The organism is Streptomyces glaucosporus (assembly GCF_039533345.1).
Lineage (GTDB): Bacteria > Actinomycetota > Actinomycetes > Streptomycetales > Streptomycetaceae > Streptomyces > Streptomyces glaucosporus.
The window spans coordinates 17,027-30,149 of sequence record NZ_BAAATJ010000004.1 but is presented as its reverse complement, the minus strand read 5'-3'; the positions used below and the strand labels follow the sequence as shown (position 1 = coordinate 30,149).

13 protein-coding genes are annotated in these 13,123 nt (G+C 74.5%); 8 read left to right on the top strand and 5 right to left on the bottom strand.

Annotated features, from left to right (window positions below; all coding sequences use genetic code 11):
• Positions 1-18: 18 nt before the first annotated feature.
• Both ABD358_RS06200 and ABD358_RS06195 read right to left on the bottom strand, forming a co-directional pair.
• Entirely contained in the window at positions 19-1,038 is a 1,020-nt protein-coding gene (locus ABD358_RS06200; RefSeq protein ID WP_344629833.1) for a LacI family DNA-binding transcriptional regulator, read from the bottom strand.
• 226 nt (positions 1,039-1,264) lie between these two features.
• Positions 1,265-2,800 carry a glycoside hydrolase family 43 protein gene (locus ABD358_RS06195; protein WP_344629832.1) on the bottom strand — a complete coding sequence of 512 codons (1,536 nt, stop codon included), beginning with the start codon at positions 2,798-2,800 and terminating at the stop codon, positions 1,265-1,267.
• A gap of 423 nt (positions 2,801-3,223) precedes the next feature.
• On the opposite strand from ABD358_RS06195, the gene ABD358_RS06190 reads away from it, so the two are divergent.
• A complete protein-coding gene (locus tag ABD358_RS06190) occupies positions 3,224-3,610 on the top strand; it encodes a hypothetical protein (protein ID WP_344629831.1) in 387 nt (128 codons plus the stop codon).
• 240 nt (positions 3,611-3,850) lie between these two features.
• Here the strand turns inward: ABD358_RS06190 and ABD358_RS06185 are convergent, their stop codons facing one another.
• Positions 3,851-5,065 (bottom strand): glycosyltransferase, encoded by a 1,215-nt coding sequence (locus tag ABD358_RS06185; RefSeq protein ID WP_344629830.1) that lies wholly within the window; start codon positions 5,063-5,065, stop codon positions 3,851-3,853.
• A gap of 243 nt (positions 5,066-5,308) precedes the next feature.
• On the opposite strand from ABD358_RS06185, the gene ABD358_RS06180 reads away from it, so the two are divergent.
• The 4 genes from ABD358_RS06180 to ABD358_RS06165 all read left to right on the top strand — a co-directional run bounded on the left by ABD358_RS06180 (position 5,309) and on the right by ABD358_RS06165 (position 8,032).
• Entirely contained in the window at positions 5,309-6,046 is a 738-nt protein-coding gene (locus ABD358_RS06180) for a phosphotransferase family protein (protein WP_344629829.1), read from the top strand.
• The gene (locus ABD358_RS06175; RefSeq protein WP_344630121.1) at positions 6,043-6,240 is read left to right on the top strand and encodes a hypothetical protein; all 198 of its coding nucleotides are present in this window, start codon (positions 6,043-6,045) and stop codon (positions 6,238-6,240) included. The genes ABD358_RS06180 and ABD358_RS06175 overlap by 4 nt, the downstream gene beginning before the upstream one ends.
• A 34-nt stretch (positions 6,241-6,274) precedes the next feature.
• Positions 6,275-6,817 carry an SMI1/KNR4 family protein gene (locus ABD358_RS06170; protein WP_344629828.1) on the top strand — a complete coding sequence of 181 codons (543 nt, stop codon included), beginning with the start codon at positions 6,275-6,277 and terminating at the stop codon, positions 6,815-6,817.
• A 318-nt stretch (positions 6,818-7,135) separates the two neighbouring features.
• Positions 7,136-8,032 (top strand): LLM class flavin-dependent oxidoreductase, encoded by an 897-nt coding sequence (locus tag ABD358_RS06165; RefSeq protein ID WP_344629827.1) that lies wholly within the window; start codon positions 7,136-7,138, stop codon positions 8,030-8,032.
• Between the two features lie 172 nt (positions 8,033-8,204).
• Here ABD358_RS06165 and ABD358_RS06160 read toward each other — a convergent pair whose 3' ends face one another.
• Positions 8,205-9,191 (bottom strand): NAD-dependent epimerase/dehydratase family protein, encoded by a 987-nt coding sequence (locus ABD358_RS06160; protein ID WP_344629826.1) that lies wholly within the window; start codon positions 9,189-9,191, stop codon positions 8,205-8,207.
• A gap of 571 nt (positions 9,192-9,762) precedes the next feature.
• Here ABD358_RS06160 and ABD358_RS06155 point away from each other — a divergent pair.
• Both ABD358_RS06155 and ABD358_RS06150 read left to right on the top strand, forming a co-directional pair.
• Positions 9,763-10,302: an allene oxide cyclase barrel-like domain-containing protein gene (locus tag ABD358_RS06155; RefSeq protein ID WP_344629825.1), complete on the top strand. Its 540-nt coding sequence runs from the start codon at positions 9,763-9,765 to the stop codon at positions 10,300-10,302.
• Positions 10,303-10,566: 264 nt separating this feature from the next.
• Positions 10,567-11,076, top strand: coding sequence for a hypothetical protein (locus tag ABD358_RS06150; RefSeq protein ID WP_344629824.1), 510 nt, complete (start codon positions 10,567-10,569; stop codon positions 11,074-11,076).
• A 613-nt stretch (positions 11,077-11,689) separates the two neighbouring features.
• Here ABD358_RS06150 and ABD358_RS06145 read toward each other — a convergent pair.
• Positions 11,690-12,220 (bottom strand): GNAT family N-acetyltransferase, encoded by a 531-nt coding sequence (locus tag ABD358_RS06145; RefSeq protein WP_344629823.1) that lies wholly within the window; start codon positions 12,218-12,220, stop codon positions 11,690-11,692.
• A 447-nt stretch (positions 12,221-12,667) separates the two neighbouring features.
• On the opposite strand from ABD358_RS06145, the gene ABD358_RS06140 reads away from it, so the two are divergent.
• On the top strand, positions 12,668-13,078 hold the full coding sequence (locus ABD358_RS06140; RefSeq protein WP_344629822.1) for a hypothetical protein: 411 nt from the start codon (positions 12,668-12,670) through the stop codon (positions 13,076-13,078).
• The last annotated feature ends 45 nt before the right edge of the window (positions 13,079-13,123 follow it).

Here is a 13,123-nt window from a genome sequence, read left to right as displayed (position 1 = left end):
GGGACACGCCCGCCCGCGTCACCGGCGTGGCGCCGCGGTCGCCGGGGCGGGGGGCCCGGTGGAGGCACGGACGACCAGCTCGGTGGCCAGCTCCATACGGGCGGGGGACCGGGCGCCGCCGTCCTCCCCCCGGGAGAGCTCGATCAGGAGCTTGACCGCCGCAGCGCCCAGCTCGGTACTGGGCTGTCTGACGGTCGTCAGCCCGGGGGTGATGTACTGCGCCTCGGGCAGGTCGTCGAAGCCGATGACACTGACGTCCTCGGGAATCCGCAGGCCCCGGGCGTCCAGTGCGTCGTAGATGCCGAGTGCCATGGAGTCCGAGCAGGCGAAGATCCCCGTGATCCCCGGGTCGCTGTCGAGCAGGTTGTGGGTGGCGTTCGCCGCCTTGGCGCGGTTCCACCCGCCGTGGACCACGGACACCGTGGCACTGTCGGCGGTCGCCGTGTCGGCCGCCGCACGGAAACCGTCGACACGCGCCCGGCTGAAGAGATGGCGGGCGTGGCCGGCGACGACCCCCATCCGCACGTGGCCGAGGGACAGGAGGTGCTCGGCGGCCATGCGGCCGCCGTCCCAGTTCGCCACGCCGATGCTCGCCACCCCCGGGGGCGGTGTGCTCATCGGGTCGATCAGCACCACGGGGACGCCCGCGGCGCAGAGCGCGTTGAACTGCGGGGAGGTGGGATCGATCAGCGTCCCGATCGTGCCGACGGTGCGTCTCCTCAGGACCCGCGACACCCAGTCGCCGTGCGGATCGGCGAGCGTCAGCACGACGTCGAGTCCCGCCGCAGCCGCCTCCCGCCCGACCCCGGCTGTCAGCAGGTTCGCCCACGACCCCTCGAAGTGGGTGACCACGAGGTCGAGCATGTTGGACAAGCCGCTCTCGTCCCGCGCGCTCTCGCCCTTGGACCCGGCCCGGCGGGTGTAGCCGACGGCCCGCACGGCTTCCATGACCTTCGCGCGCGTCTCGGCCGAGACGTCGGTCCCGCCTCGCAGCACCTTGGACACGGTGGGCACGCTCGTACCGGCAGTCTTGGCCACCAAGGACAGTGTGGGGCGCGATCCGACGGGTCGAGGGGGCATGGGGAAAGGTTAACCGGCGAAGAGGCCGCCCAGGATGCCGGGTCGGTACCGCGGAGGTACTCGCCGGCGACGGCCCCGCACCGGCCGGCACCGCCGGCCACCGCCCCCCGGGGCGCGGCCTCGCGGCACGCCGTGTGCGGCGCCCGCACGGACACGGGTGCCGCACACGGCCGCACGCCGAGCGTCACACGGAGGACGCCGGGACCGGGGAGTACTCGAACCAGTCGAAGGCGACCGTGCCCTCGGTGGCGTACATGCCGATCACACGGCCGGTGAAGCCGCAGGCGACCTCGGTGGACAGGTAGCGCCCGTCCAGTTCGGCGAGCGGCCGGGCGTCCGGGGCGCCGGGATCGCCGAGCCAGAAGGCGATGGTGTCGGGGCCCGTGGTCCCGCCGTCGGTGAGTTCGGGTGAGGCGGGCACGAGGTCGGACGTCCGGATCGTCACGGCGAGGGTCAGCGGCCCGGCCGGGACCGGCCGGCCGGCCACGGTCTGGCGCAGCGGGCCGATCCGGGCGACGACGCGGACCTCCCCGTTCCCGGCCTCCACCTCGTAGTGGTGGGCCTCGTCCAGGCGCACGCACAGACCGCCGCGTCCCGTACCCGGGTCGATCGCGGCGGTGACGCGGCAGTCGTGGTGCTGCTGGCGGCGGCCGACGAAGGTGTATCCGGGGCGGTCGAGGGTGGGGCCGGTGGCGCCCAGGACCAGCCACCCGGGGCGCTCGGTGAGCGACCAGGAGCCCTCCGGGCGGGCGAACGGCGAGATCCAGTGCGGAGCGAGAGCGGGCCCGTCGAAGTCGTCGCGGGCGGGCGGGGCCGGAACGGGGTGCCAGGCGCCGCCCGGGGCCGCGTGGCTCTCGGGAACGGGCGCGACGACGGGCCAGCCGTCCTCGTCCCACTCCACGGGGGTCAGGAACGTCTCGCGGCCGAGCACGTGCACGTCGGGTGTGAAGCCGCGGGGGCGGACGCCGAGCAGCACCATCCACCAACTGCCGTCGGGAGCCTCCACCAGATCGGCGTGGCCGGTGTTCTGGATGGAGCGGGCGGTGCCGCTGTGGGACAGCAGGGGGTTGGCGGGCGCTCCCTCCCAGGGGCCGCGCGGCGAGCGGCCGCGGGCGACGGACACGCTGTGGCCGCGTTCCGTGCCGCCCTCCGCGATCAGCAGGTACCACCAGTCGCCGATGCGGTAGAGGTGCGGCGCCTCGGGGTACTTGAGGCCGCTGCCCGACCACGTGGCGAAAGGCCCCTCCAGCACCTCGCCCTTCACCGGGTCGATCCTGGCCATGTTGATGCCGCCCGCGGACCCGGAGAAGGCGCACCAGCAGGTGCCGTCCTCCTCCCACGCCAGATCGGGGTCGATTCCGGGCAGGTCGATCCACACCGGGTCGCTCCACGGCCCCTCGGGCCGCTCGGCCGAGACGACGAAGTTGCCGCCGCCGTCGACATTGGTGTTGACGACCCAGTAACGGCCGTCATGGTGGCGGATCGTGGGGGCGTAGAGACCGCCGGACGCCTTGGAGCCGGGGAGGGGCAGCGGCAGTTGCCCGGGCCGGTCGAGCACGTTGCCGATCTGCTCCCAGTGCACGAGGTCCTTGCTGTGGAAGAGCGGCAGCCCGGGGAAGTACTCGAAACTGGAACACACCAGGTAGTAGTCGTCACCGACCCGGCACACGCTCGGATCGGGGTGGAATCCGCTGATCACAGGGTTCTCGTACCTATGCACAGAAACGTGTTCCCTTCGAGCCGCCGGGCACCGTGGAGCGAGTCTAGACGGCGTCCCGTGGACCTCCCAGGGGTGTGCCCGCCGCACGGCCCGGGCGTTCCCGGCAGTCGAGACGGGCGGTCGGTCGGGTTCGCGCCGGCCGAACCGATCCCGCTCGGCACCCCTTCGCACGCCGTCCGCGGGGACCGCGTGCCGCACCCCCGTTCACGACGTCGCGGCGCGCCGGCGACCCGTCGGCCCGTCGGCCGGGCGAGGCGGGCCTCACGGGCCGTGACACGGCCCGGGCGATCGGGGCCTTCACCGCAACGCGTCCCTCAACTCCCGAACCGGCCCGCGGAAGACGACCCCGCTCCCGGTCCCCCGGCGTGTGGTCGAACGCTCGCCCGGGTGCCCGGAAGGGGCGGCGCGTGCGACGATCGTGGAATGGGGACCCCCGGCTCTTCGTTCCGCCGGCGTCTGCTGATCGAGTCGCTGACCGTGCTGGCGGCCGACGCCCGGACCCAGACCGCCTGGCTGGACAGGCACGGCGTGGCGGCGGACGAGATCGCCCTGGACTTCGATCACGCCTTCCGCACGGCCGAGGTCCTGGTGGCCGATGGGCGAATCGCCGACGGAGCCGTGGCCGACCTGCGGGAGATCGACGCGATCCTCAGCGGGATGAGCGGTGGCGAGAACGCCGACCGGTGGACAAGGGCCGCCTTGGCCACCGACGCGGGATGGGTCCGGGCCCGGCGGCTGGCCCGCCGGGTTCTCGTCGCGGAACAGGGTGAATGGCGGCAGCCGCTCCCGGAGATCACTGTCGTCCGGTGACGGGCTTCGCTGCTCCCGCCGGCCGGGCCACCCGGGTGTCCCGCCCGATGGCGGCGAGGCGGCCCCCGAGCCGGTGGCCGGGTCCGCTGCTCACGACTCCGGGAGGCGGCCAGGGGCGCGGGCGCGTTCGAGTCGCCCGCGCGTTTCGGCCGTACCGGATGCGGCGGATCGCCCCGGGCGGCCCGGCACGGCAGTACGGCAGCACGGCAGCACGGCGCTGCGGCCTCACCCGGCGCCCCCTCACCCGATGCCCGGTGAGCCGAGGTGGGCGAGCACCCTGGCGGCGCCGTCCTCCGCGGCGATTCCGCGGGCGAGTTCGGCCGCGCGGCGGCGGTGGGCCGGCTCGGACAGGCAGGCCGTGATCGCGTCGCCGAGGGCTTCGGCGGTGAGGTCCTGGAACGGCACAGGCCGTGGCGCGACTCCCAGCCGGTACAGCCGGGACGCCCAGAAGGGCTGGTCGGCCATGACGGGCACGGGCACGACGGGCACGCCGGCCCGCAGTCCGGCCGCGGTGGTGCCCGCCCCGGCGTGGTGGACGGCGGCGGCGGTGCGCGGAAACAGCCAGTCGTGCGGGACGTCACCGATGGCCAGGACGTCGGCCCCGCTGCCGCTCAGACCGGCCCACCCCGCCTGCACCACCGCGCGCACGCCCGCCCGCTTCACCGCCGCGGCCACCAGCTCGCTGAGCCGTTCCCCCTGCCCCGGTGCCATGCTGCCGAACCCGATGAACACCGGAGGCGGACCGGCCTGGAGGAAGTCGGCCAGTTCGGCCGGGGGACGCCAGCCGTCCGGCCGCGCGGGCCACCAGTAGCCCACCACGTCGGCCCAGGACGGCCAGTCCCCGGGGCGCGGCACCACCAGCGGGCTGAAGCCGTGGAAGACCGGCCGGACGTCCACCGGCGCCGAGGACGCGTCGGCGGGCAGCCCCAGGCGGGCGCGCAGCCGGGTGACGGCGCTCGCGAAGACCCCCTCCGCGCGTCTGAGCACATCCCGGCCCGCGGCGAGGTTGCCCTCCGGCCCCAGGTCGCCGGCGCTCCGCGCGTTGGGCAGCGGGAACCGCCTGGTGGCGAAGGACGGTACGAGGCAGGTGCCGACGACGGGGACACCGAGCGCTTCGCCTGCCGCCCGGCTGAGCGGTGCCGCGCCGGAGGCGGTGAGCAGCAGGTCGGCTCCGTCCGCCACGGCCTGCGCCACCCCGTCGGCGAGCCCGTCCGCGTACGCCCTCGTCAGAGCCCGGACCTCCTCCCGCGACGACGCCCGGGCCCAGCCCCGGATCAGCTCCCGCGGGTCCCCCGGCACAGGCCGGCAGTCGAGACCGCACCCGCCGACGAGTGCGGCGAAGGACGGGTGAGCGGTCACGGCGACCTGATGGCCCGCGTCCAGCAGGCGCCGCCCCAGGCCCGTATAGGGCGCGACGTCTCCCCGTGAACCGGCGGTGATGATCAGGATTCGCATGGGGTGATCCTCCTCGGAGCAGGCCGTCCGGCCGCCGTCGCCCGCCACGGAGCCCCTCGTCCCGCCCGACCGCTGCGCCCCCGAGCCGACGTGTGCCGCCGTCACTCGTGGACATCGAACACCACGACGCCGGCGCGATGTGCGAAGTCGCGTGCATCCGCCGCCGGACGTCATGAGCGGAGCCGCGCGACCGCACGCGGCGGACCTGGTGACGTCGGCGGTCATCCCGGGATACTGGCCGCCATGGCTGAGGTCGAGGTGGTCGTCGCCCATTCCCAGCGCGCGACCCTGCGCGTCGGAGACGTGTTCCTGAAGGTGGACGCCGATCAGGCGCGCATCGACGTCGAGGTCGGGGCGATGGCCCTGGCGCCGGTCCCGACCCCGCGGATCCTGTGGCGCAAGCCGCCCGTGCTCGCGATCGCCGCGGTCCGCGGGACGGCGCTCGGCCGCCTCGGCGAGCCGTCGACCGCGTCGCCGGCGGCGTGGGCCGCGGCGGGCGCCGCCATCCGGAAGTTGCACGACGCGCCGTTGCCGCCCTGGCCCGGCCGGGACCTCGGCGAGTTGGCGGCGGATCTCGACGGCGAGTGCGAGTGGCTCGTGACCAACGGTGTCCTGCCCGCCGGCCTGGTCACCCGCAACCGCCGGATCGCCGAGGCCGCACTCCGGCCGTGGACTCCGGCGTTCACGCACGGCGACCTGCAGATCACTCACGTGTTCGTCGACGGCGACGAGATCACCGGCATCATCGACTGGTCCGAGGCGGGCAGGGGCGATGCCCTGTTCGACCTCGCCACCCTGACACTCGGACACGAGGAACACCTCGGCGACGTCATCGCCGGCTACGGCACCGGCGTCGACCTCGACGTGATCCGCGCGTGGTGGTCGCTGCGGAGCCTGCTGGCGGTCCGCTGGCTGGTCGAGCACGGCTTCGACCCGTTCGCGCCGGGCTGCGAGGTCGACGTGCTGAGATCCCGGATGTGAGCTGCGCGGGCCCGACCGCCGCGAGCGCGTTCCGACGCGCCGAGCAGGCCATGGCCACCCCGAGGAGCCGGCGGCTCCTGCGCGGACCGCGGTGCTCCACCACCCGCATCACCAGCCTGGTTCATGCCGCCCTCAAGCCCGCCGCCACCCCCGGCATCCCACCACCTGCCGTGCACGAGCCCGTCAGCCGGTAGCAGTTGGCCGAAACACCAGGTAAGGAGAGAGGGCATGGACCCCGTGGTGGCCCGCATCGCCGAACTCGTCCCTCCCCCGGCTCCGCCGCGCCCCCGCGACTGGAAGGCCGTGGAGGCCGAGCTGGGCACGCCGCTGCCGGAGGACTACAAGCAGCTCGTCGACCTCTACGGCGGCGGGGTGTTCGACGAGGTCGTCTGGCTCCTGGAGCCGGGATGCCCGGTCGAGGACCACGACCTGCTCGCCGTCACCCGGGAGCGGGAGGAGGTCCTGCCCGGACTGTGGGCGATCGGCGAGCCGAAGCCCGCCGGCCTGACGGAGGACGGAACGCGCCTGCTGCCCTGGGCTTATGTGGAGGACGGCGGGCAGTACCTCTACTGGCTCGCCGGGCCGGGCCGGGCTCCTGAGGAGTGGACGGTGACGATCAACGAGGGGCGCGGCCCGGGGTGGGAGGGCCACGCCGTGTCCTGCGCACGGTTCCTGCTGTCCTTCATGACCGGGGAAATCCGTTCGGAGATCCTGCCCGGGCCTCCCGGCCAGTCCCACGTATTCGACGCCAACACCGACATCCTCCGGTGACCGGCGGGCTCCCCGGGGCGGCGCAGGACGACGCCTTCCGCGCCCGGCAGGGCACGGGCCTCCCTCACGCACAGCCGATCGGGTACGGCGGCGACGAACGCCCACCGCGCCGGGGCCGCGACCGCCCCAACCATGGCGCACAGCGCTTCCGGCACCTTCGGCCGCCTCACCGTCCCCGCCGATTGTGGGGCCTCGACGCCCAGGAGGATCAGGCGTTCGCCGTCGGCTGACCGCCCTCCGGCGTGTGGCGGTGGGACGGCCCGCGCTGCCAGGATGACCGCCATGGTCTCGATTTCTGTACAGGCTGTACCGAATGACATGAACTCCTGGACCGCCCTCGCCCGACGCTGCGAGGCCGCGGGCTTCGACGCACTGCTCGTCCCCGACCACCCCGGGGCGGCGGCCTCACCGTTCGTCGCGCTGGCGGCCGCCGCGCCGGTCACCCGACGCATCGGCCTGGGGCCCTACGTGGCCAACGCCGGAGTGCGCGAGCCGCTGCTGCTCGCCTCCGACGTCGCCACCCTGGACGTCGTCTCGGGCGGCCGGGCCCGGCTGGCGCTGGGCGCCGGGCACACCCCCGCCGAATGGTCCATGCTCGGCTCGCAGCGCCCGGACGTCACCGGGCGCGTACGGCGCTTCACCGCCGTGGCCGAGGCGTGCCGCGCGCTGCTGGAGGGGAAGGAAGTGACCGTCGGGGGCCCGGAGGTGTACGCCCGGGCAGCGCGGCTGGACGGCCCGCGCCCGGTACAGGACCGGGTGCCGTTCACCTTCGGCGGCGGCAACTCCACCCTGCTGCGATGGGCGGGCGAGCACGCCGACGTCGTCGCACTGAGCGGGCTCGGCCGCACCCTGCCGGACGGGCACAACCACGAAGTGCGGTGGCGGAGCGAGGACATCGACCGGCAGGTGGAACTGGTGGAGCGGGGTGCCGCCGGACGGGAGAGCGCGCCCGCACGCGAGGCGCTCGTCCAGGTGGTGGAGATCACCGACGATGCGGAGGCCGCCGCGCACCGCTTCGCCGAATTGGCCGGGTGCACCGCACGGGACGTCCTGGCCGCGCCGTACGCCTGGATCGGCACCGAGGAGGAGATCGCCGCCTCGCTGGCCGAGTATCAGCGACGCTGGGGCATCACTCGCTATGTGGTGCGCGAACCGGCCCTGGACGCCGCCGGGAAACTCCTCGCCCGCCTCCGCACGGACCACGAGCGGCCGTGACCCCGCCCGGCGCCGGCACCGGCTGGAGCGGCCCCCTCCGCCACGACGGGGGAACGCCGGCCTCCCGGACCGGCAGGAGGCGCCGGCCGACCGGGGGCGCCGCGGCGCTGCCGGGGGCGGACGTGGCCGCGCTTGCCGCAGCGGGCGGCCACCAGGAAGGCGACGGGGCCGTTCAGCCGAGGGCGTCGAGCAGTTCGCGTTCGCGCCGGGCGCTCAGGCCGGCGCGCCTGACCCGGTCCAGGCCCTGCTCGCGTTCCCAGCGCAGAGTGTCGGCCAGCAGCTCCGCCCGGGGCCGATGACGCAGCCCCGCGGCGCGTGCCGCGGCTCCGCTCCGGGCGGAGAACCCCTCCCAGCCCGGCTTCACCAGCCACATCGGCAGCGACTCGGCCCCCATGTACTCGGCCACGCCGTTCGCCAGCAACCAGGCCGAATCGGCGGCGACCACCGGACCGGTGTGCCCGCCGACGGCGCGGGACAGCGCGATCCACTCCTTGAGGGGAACGACCGGACCGACGGCGTCATAGGTGCCGGTCCTCCCCGCCTCCGCGGCGTCGAGCAGCCAGGCGGCCAGATCCCGCACGTCGACCACCTGGGTCGGCAGGGCTGGGGTGTCGGGGACCAGCATCGGGCCCCGGGGGTCGCGTGCGGCGCGGGCCGGCCAGTAGCCGGAACGTCCGCTGCGGTCGCCCGGGCCGCCGATGAGCCCGGCGCGGGCGATGAGGAGACGGCCGCCCACGGCCGTCTCCGACGCCTGCTCGCAGGCCGCCTTCGCCTCGCCGTACACCGCACGGTCGACCTCGCTCCGGCCGGTCGGGGCGAGGAGGGGCGCGGACTCGTCCGCGCCCGGTACGGCGTGGGATGCGTAGGCACTGATGGAGGAGACACAGGTCCAGTGCCGGGCCCTGCCGCCCAGGGCGTCGAGCGCCCCGCGGACGAAGCCCGGCTGCCAGGACACCTCCACGACCGCGTCCCAGTCACGGCCGAGCAGGGGCGCGTAGGCCGAGGGATCGCGCCGGTCGGCGGCCACCAGCACGGCCCCGTCCGCGACGCCCCCGCTCTCGCCGCGGGCCAGGCACGTCACCCGGTGGCCGCGCTCGATCGCCTGCCGGGACAGCTCCCGGCCCACCCATGCCGTTCCGCCCAGCACCAGAAGGTCCATCCCCACACCCAAGCACCGCGGCCACCGGGCATCCAGACGGGTTCGCCCACGGCGGACCCGCGGCCGACCCCCGCCGTGACCGCCGGCGCTCCCTCACCGCCCTCCGGCCGGGGCGATCGACCGGGACCACATGCCCGACCGGACGGTTCCGCCGCACGCGAAGCCCCCGCCCTCCGGGGAATGCACCCCAATGGCCCCAGTCCCGGTTCTCCGCTGAGCAGGTCTTCACCGCTGCCATTAGCGTTGTCGTCAGACGGAGTGCCCGTCATGAACCAGTCCGGACGACATCCGTCACGCCGGAGCGACCAGGACGAACTCCCCCGGTGATGCCGCGGGCCTTCCCACCCGCACTCGCCCACGGGTCCCGGATCCGCTCGGGCGCCTGATCCCCCGCGAACCGACCCGGCGCGTCGCCGTCCGGTGAAATCCGGTGCCGGACGGAGCCCGGACGGTTCCGACCCTGCCCGTCCCCACGAACACGGAGGCGACCATGGGCTTCGCCAGCCGACCCTTCGTACTCCTCGCCGCTGCGGTTCTCGGCGGATCCGCCGGGCTCGCTCCCATCGGATCCGTGTCGGCCGACGTGGTCCCGCGGAAGACGGCCGAGACCACGGCAACCCACCCTGCCGGAGACTCCTCGGCGAGAAGCCGCACCATCCGCGTGGAGGCCCGGCTGCGGGTCGGGGAGGAACTGGATCTGGGCGCAGCGGGCCGCAGCGTCGGAGACCAGTTCGTCTTCAGCGGGAACCTGGTGTCGACCGGGGGACCGGAGGACCGCCTCGTCGGACGCTTCGGCGGGTTCTGCGTCATCACCGACCTCGAACGCAACGCGGGACAGTGCTCGTCGACCGCGGTCCTGCCGGAGGGACAGATCACCGTCCAGGGCGAGCAAGCCGGAATTCCGGTACCCGGCCCGGTCGTCAACGCGATCACCGGAGGCACCGGGGAGTTCCGCGAGGCGCGCGGCCAGGTGACACAGCGGGTGTCGACGCCGGCGACCTGGCACCTCACGTTCGAAGTCCTCGACGTGCGGCCTCAACGAACCGGGGACGGCCGCAGCCCGTCCGAGGCGCCGATGCCCACCACGCCCCCGTCCTTCCCCGGCAAGTAACCGCGTCAGGCGGTACCGGCGCCGGCCGGGACGTGGCGGCAGGAGCAGGGGTTTCCCCGAACCGTGTCGGGCGGCTGCTCCTGCCGCGGGCCCGTCCCGGCCGGCGTTCACAGGGCCTTCAGCGCCCCAGCAGACGGAGGCGCACCACCTCGGACCGGCGTCGGCGCGGCCGCCGACCGGCCGTGAGCTCCAAGAGGCCCGAGCAGCCGGGAGCGACACGAAGCGCCCCCGCGACCCGTACCCACCACCACATGTGGAGACACCGTGACCAGAAACCTCCGCACGCTCATAGGCTGGGGCGCCGTCCTGGCCACCGCCACGGCCGCCACCGTCACGGTCGGCGCAACCGCCGGCGGCCCGCCGAACCCGCCGCCGGCCGGCCCGCAGGCCCGCCCGACGGCGGGCCAGGGGAAGGAACCGCAGACCGGGCCCCGGGCGACGGAAAGCCGACGGATCGCCACATCGGTCCTGGGCAGGGACTTCACGTTCACACTCACCGCGCTGAGGTCGCCAACCGACCCGCTCGCGGCATCCGTGCGCCTCCAGGTCTTCACCTTCAAGGACGGTGCGTGGAGGGAATCGGACCGTGCTCTGGTCGGCGAGACGGACGCCTGGTTCTGGTTCCCGCTGACCGGGCGCCACGCGGTGTGCGAGTTCTCCACCGCCGGTACGGAACCCGCACCGGTTGCCGTCAGCCTGCTGATCACGCCGTCGACCGGGTGCTCGCCGACCGAGAACTACCGGATCGAGAACGGGCGGATCATCCCCGTCTGACAGCGCGGCCGTGAACACCGGTCCCGGCGGGGAGAAAGAGCGTGAAGCGCGGCCCGGAACCGCCGTCCGATCCCGAGCCCGCCGGCCGGAGCCCCAGCCCGGCTGTCCGACGGCCACCGCCACGGGGAACGGACCCCAGGAACACGACAGGTCCCCGCCGTGGACCCGTACCGGCCGGAAGCGGGCGCCCGCCCGCAAGCCCGAGTCGGCGTCGGTCCTTCGGCCTTCGGTCCTCGACGACACCCGCGCCACACGCATCCGCGAGCCGCGACGCCGTCTGGAACCGGACGCCGGGGCAGAGCCCTCGGCGCAGCCCGCATCGCCATGAACGCGATCCCCGGTCGAGAACACCCTCCCGTCCCCGACCGGCACCCCCTGCGGGAGCCCATGCGTCCGGACGCACGGGCCCCCTGGGGGCTGTACCGCCCCGGTCCGCGACGGCATGACGGCTGACGAAGCCGGCCCGGATCGCGGCGCGCGAGCATCGCGGCAGCGCCGACGACGCCCCGCAGGGCACCCGGAACGGACGAGGAGCCGTGCACCACCGGAGCGCGGCCGGCCGGCGCCCATGACCCGCCGGGTGGGCCTGTCGTCGGGCACCCTGCCCGTGCCGTCAGCCGACCCGCCGGGCCAGCACCTGTCCCGGCCATGTGCCGGACAGGAACCTCTCGGTGGGGGTGAAACCGTTGCGCTCGTAGAACGCGACCAGTTCGCCCCCGCCGCCCGCCCAGCAGTCGACCCGCAGCAGCTCCACGCCGGCCCGCCGGGTCTCCTCCGCGGCGTGGGCCAGCAGCGCCGCCCCGATGCCCCGACCGGCGTGCCGCCGGTCGGAGACCAGCAGCCGGACGTACCGCTCGGGCTCCCCGGCCGGCGCGATCGGCATCTGCGGGTTGGGCCCGGAGTCCAGCACCAGGGCTCCGACAGGCGCCCCGTCCAACTCCGCGATGTACGGGGCGTTCTCGGTCATGTACCGTTCGACCCGCTCCACTCCGCCCGGCTTCCGCGAGTACGGTGTCGTGCCCCACTGCTCGGTGTTGCCGCGACTGTTCATCCAGGCCACCGCGGAGTCGAGCATGTCCAGTACGGCTGGTGCGTCGGCCGGGCCGCCCGCCCTGATCCGCATACCACGTGCGATGTCTGCCATGACGGGAGTCTAGTGACGCTCCGCCAGGCCCTGGGTACGGTTCTGCCGCGGGCGCAGGCACAGGCCCGGTGCCTCAGCGGGTTCCCGGGGCACCGGCCCCTGGTGGAGGGGCGGACCGGCGAAGCCCGGGAAGTGATCGCGGTGGTGTTCACGGCGCCGGCGCGGCTGTCCACAACCCCCACGCCCTCGTCCTTGACGGGCGGCTTCCCGGTTCGGAGCCGGCGCTCCTCGCGGGCGCCCGGGATCCGGCGGGCCGACCGGCGGGGGAGCGGCGGTTCCGCTCGCGGATTCCGGCAGCAGGTGAGCACGACTTCCGGAGGCACCCCGTCCGGGCCGTGGTCGACGCCCACGAGACCGGGGGCACCTCGTGAGCCCTTCCGCCGGCCCGGTGAGGACAGGCGTCGACTGGGCCACGAGCCGACGCCAAGCGCCTAGTAGGGTGAGTGGGTGTTCGATCGTCTGGAGATCAGGGTGATGCCGCCAGGCCCTCGGTTCGCTGCTCAGGTGCGGTTCTGGGTCAACGGCGAGGACGTGGTCGAGGGGACGGTCGGCGAAGGCGGCCGCGGACCGTACGCGGCTGTGGCACTGCCGGCCGATCGCCCCAGTCCTCTCCGGGCGACCGGCGAGGCGCGCCGTCTGGAACTGGGGGAACCGGAATGCACCGGTGGCTGCTGCGGCTTCCTGACCGTGGCCGTGCAGCGGTTCGGGGAGATCGTGCAGTGGTCGGACTGGGAGGTTCCGTGGGAGGGGGGCACTGCCGCGCCCTGTCCCCCGCCGGAGTTCCACTTCGACGCGCGTCAGTACGACACCGAAGTGGCCCGCGCCGAGGCAGAACGCCGGTGGCAGGCGTACCCGTAGTCCGGCACGGTGCGGAGAAGGAAGGCCGGTCCGTACCGGAGACGG

Bases quoted from the DNA above. Each gene is read 5' to 3' on its own strand.
- ABD358_RS06190 (WP_344629831.1), top strand. From the start codon at position 3,224: ATGGGGACCCCCGGCTCTTCGTTCCGCCGGCGTCTGCTGATCGAGTCG.
- ABD358_RS06185 (WP_344629830.1), bottom strand. From the start codon at position 5,065: ATGCGAATCCTGATCATCACCGCCGGTTCACGGGGAGACGTCGCGCCC.
- ABD358_RS06180 (WP_344629829.1), top strand. From the start codon at position 5,309: ATGGCTGAGGTCGAGGTGGTCGTCGCCCATTCCCAGCGCGCGACCCTG.
- ABD358_RS06170 (WP_344629828.1), top strand. From the start codon at position 6,275: ATGGACCCCGTGGTGGCCCGCATCGCCGAACTCGTCCCTCCCCCGGCT.
- ABD358_RS06165 (WP_344629827.1), top strand. From the start codon at position 7,136: ATGAACTCCTGGACCGCCCTCGCCCGACGCTGCGAGGCCGCGGGCTTC.
- ABD358_RS06160 (WP_344629826.1), bottom strand. From the start codon at position 9,191: ATGGACCTTCTGGTGCTGGGCGGAACGGCATGGGTGGGCCGGGAGCTG.
- ABD358_RS06145 (WP_344629823.1), bottom strand. From the start codon at position 12,220: ATGGCAGACATCGCACGTGGTATGCGGATCAGGGCGGGCGGCCCGGCC.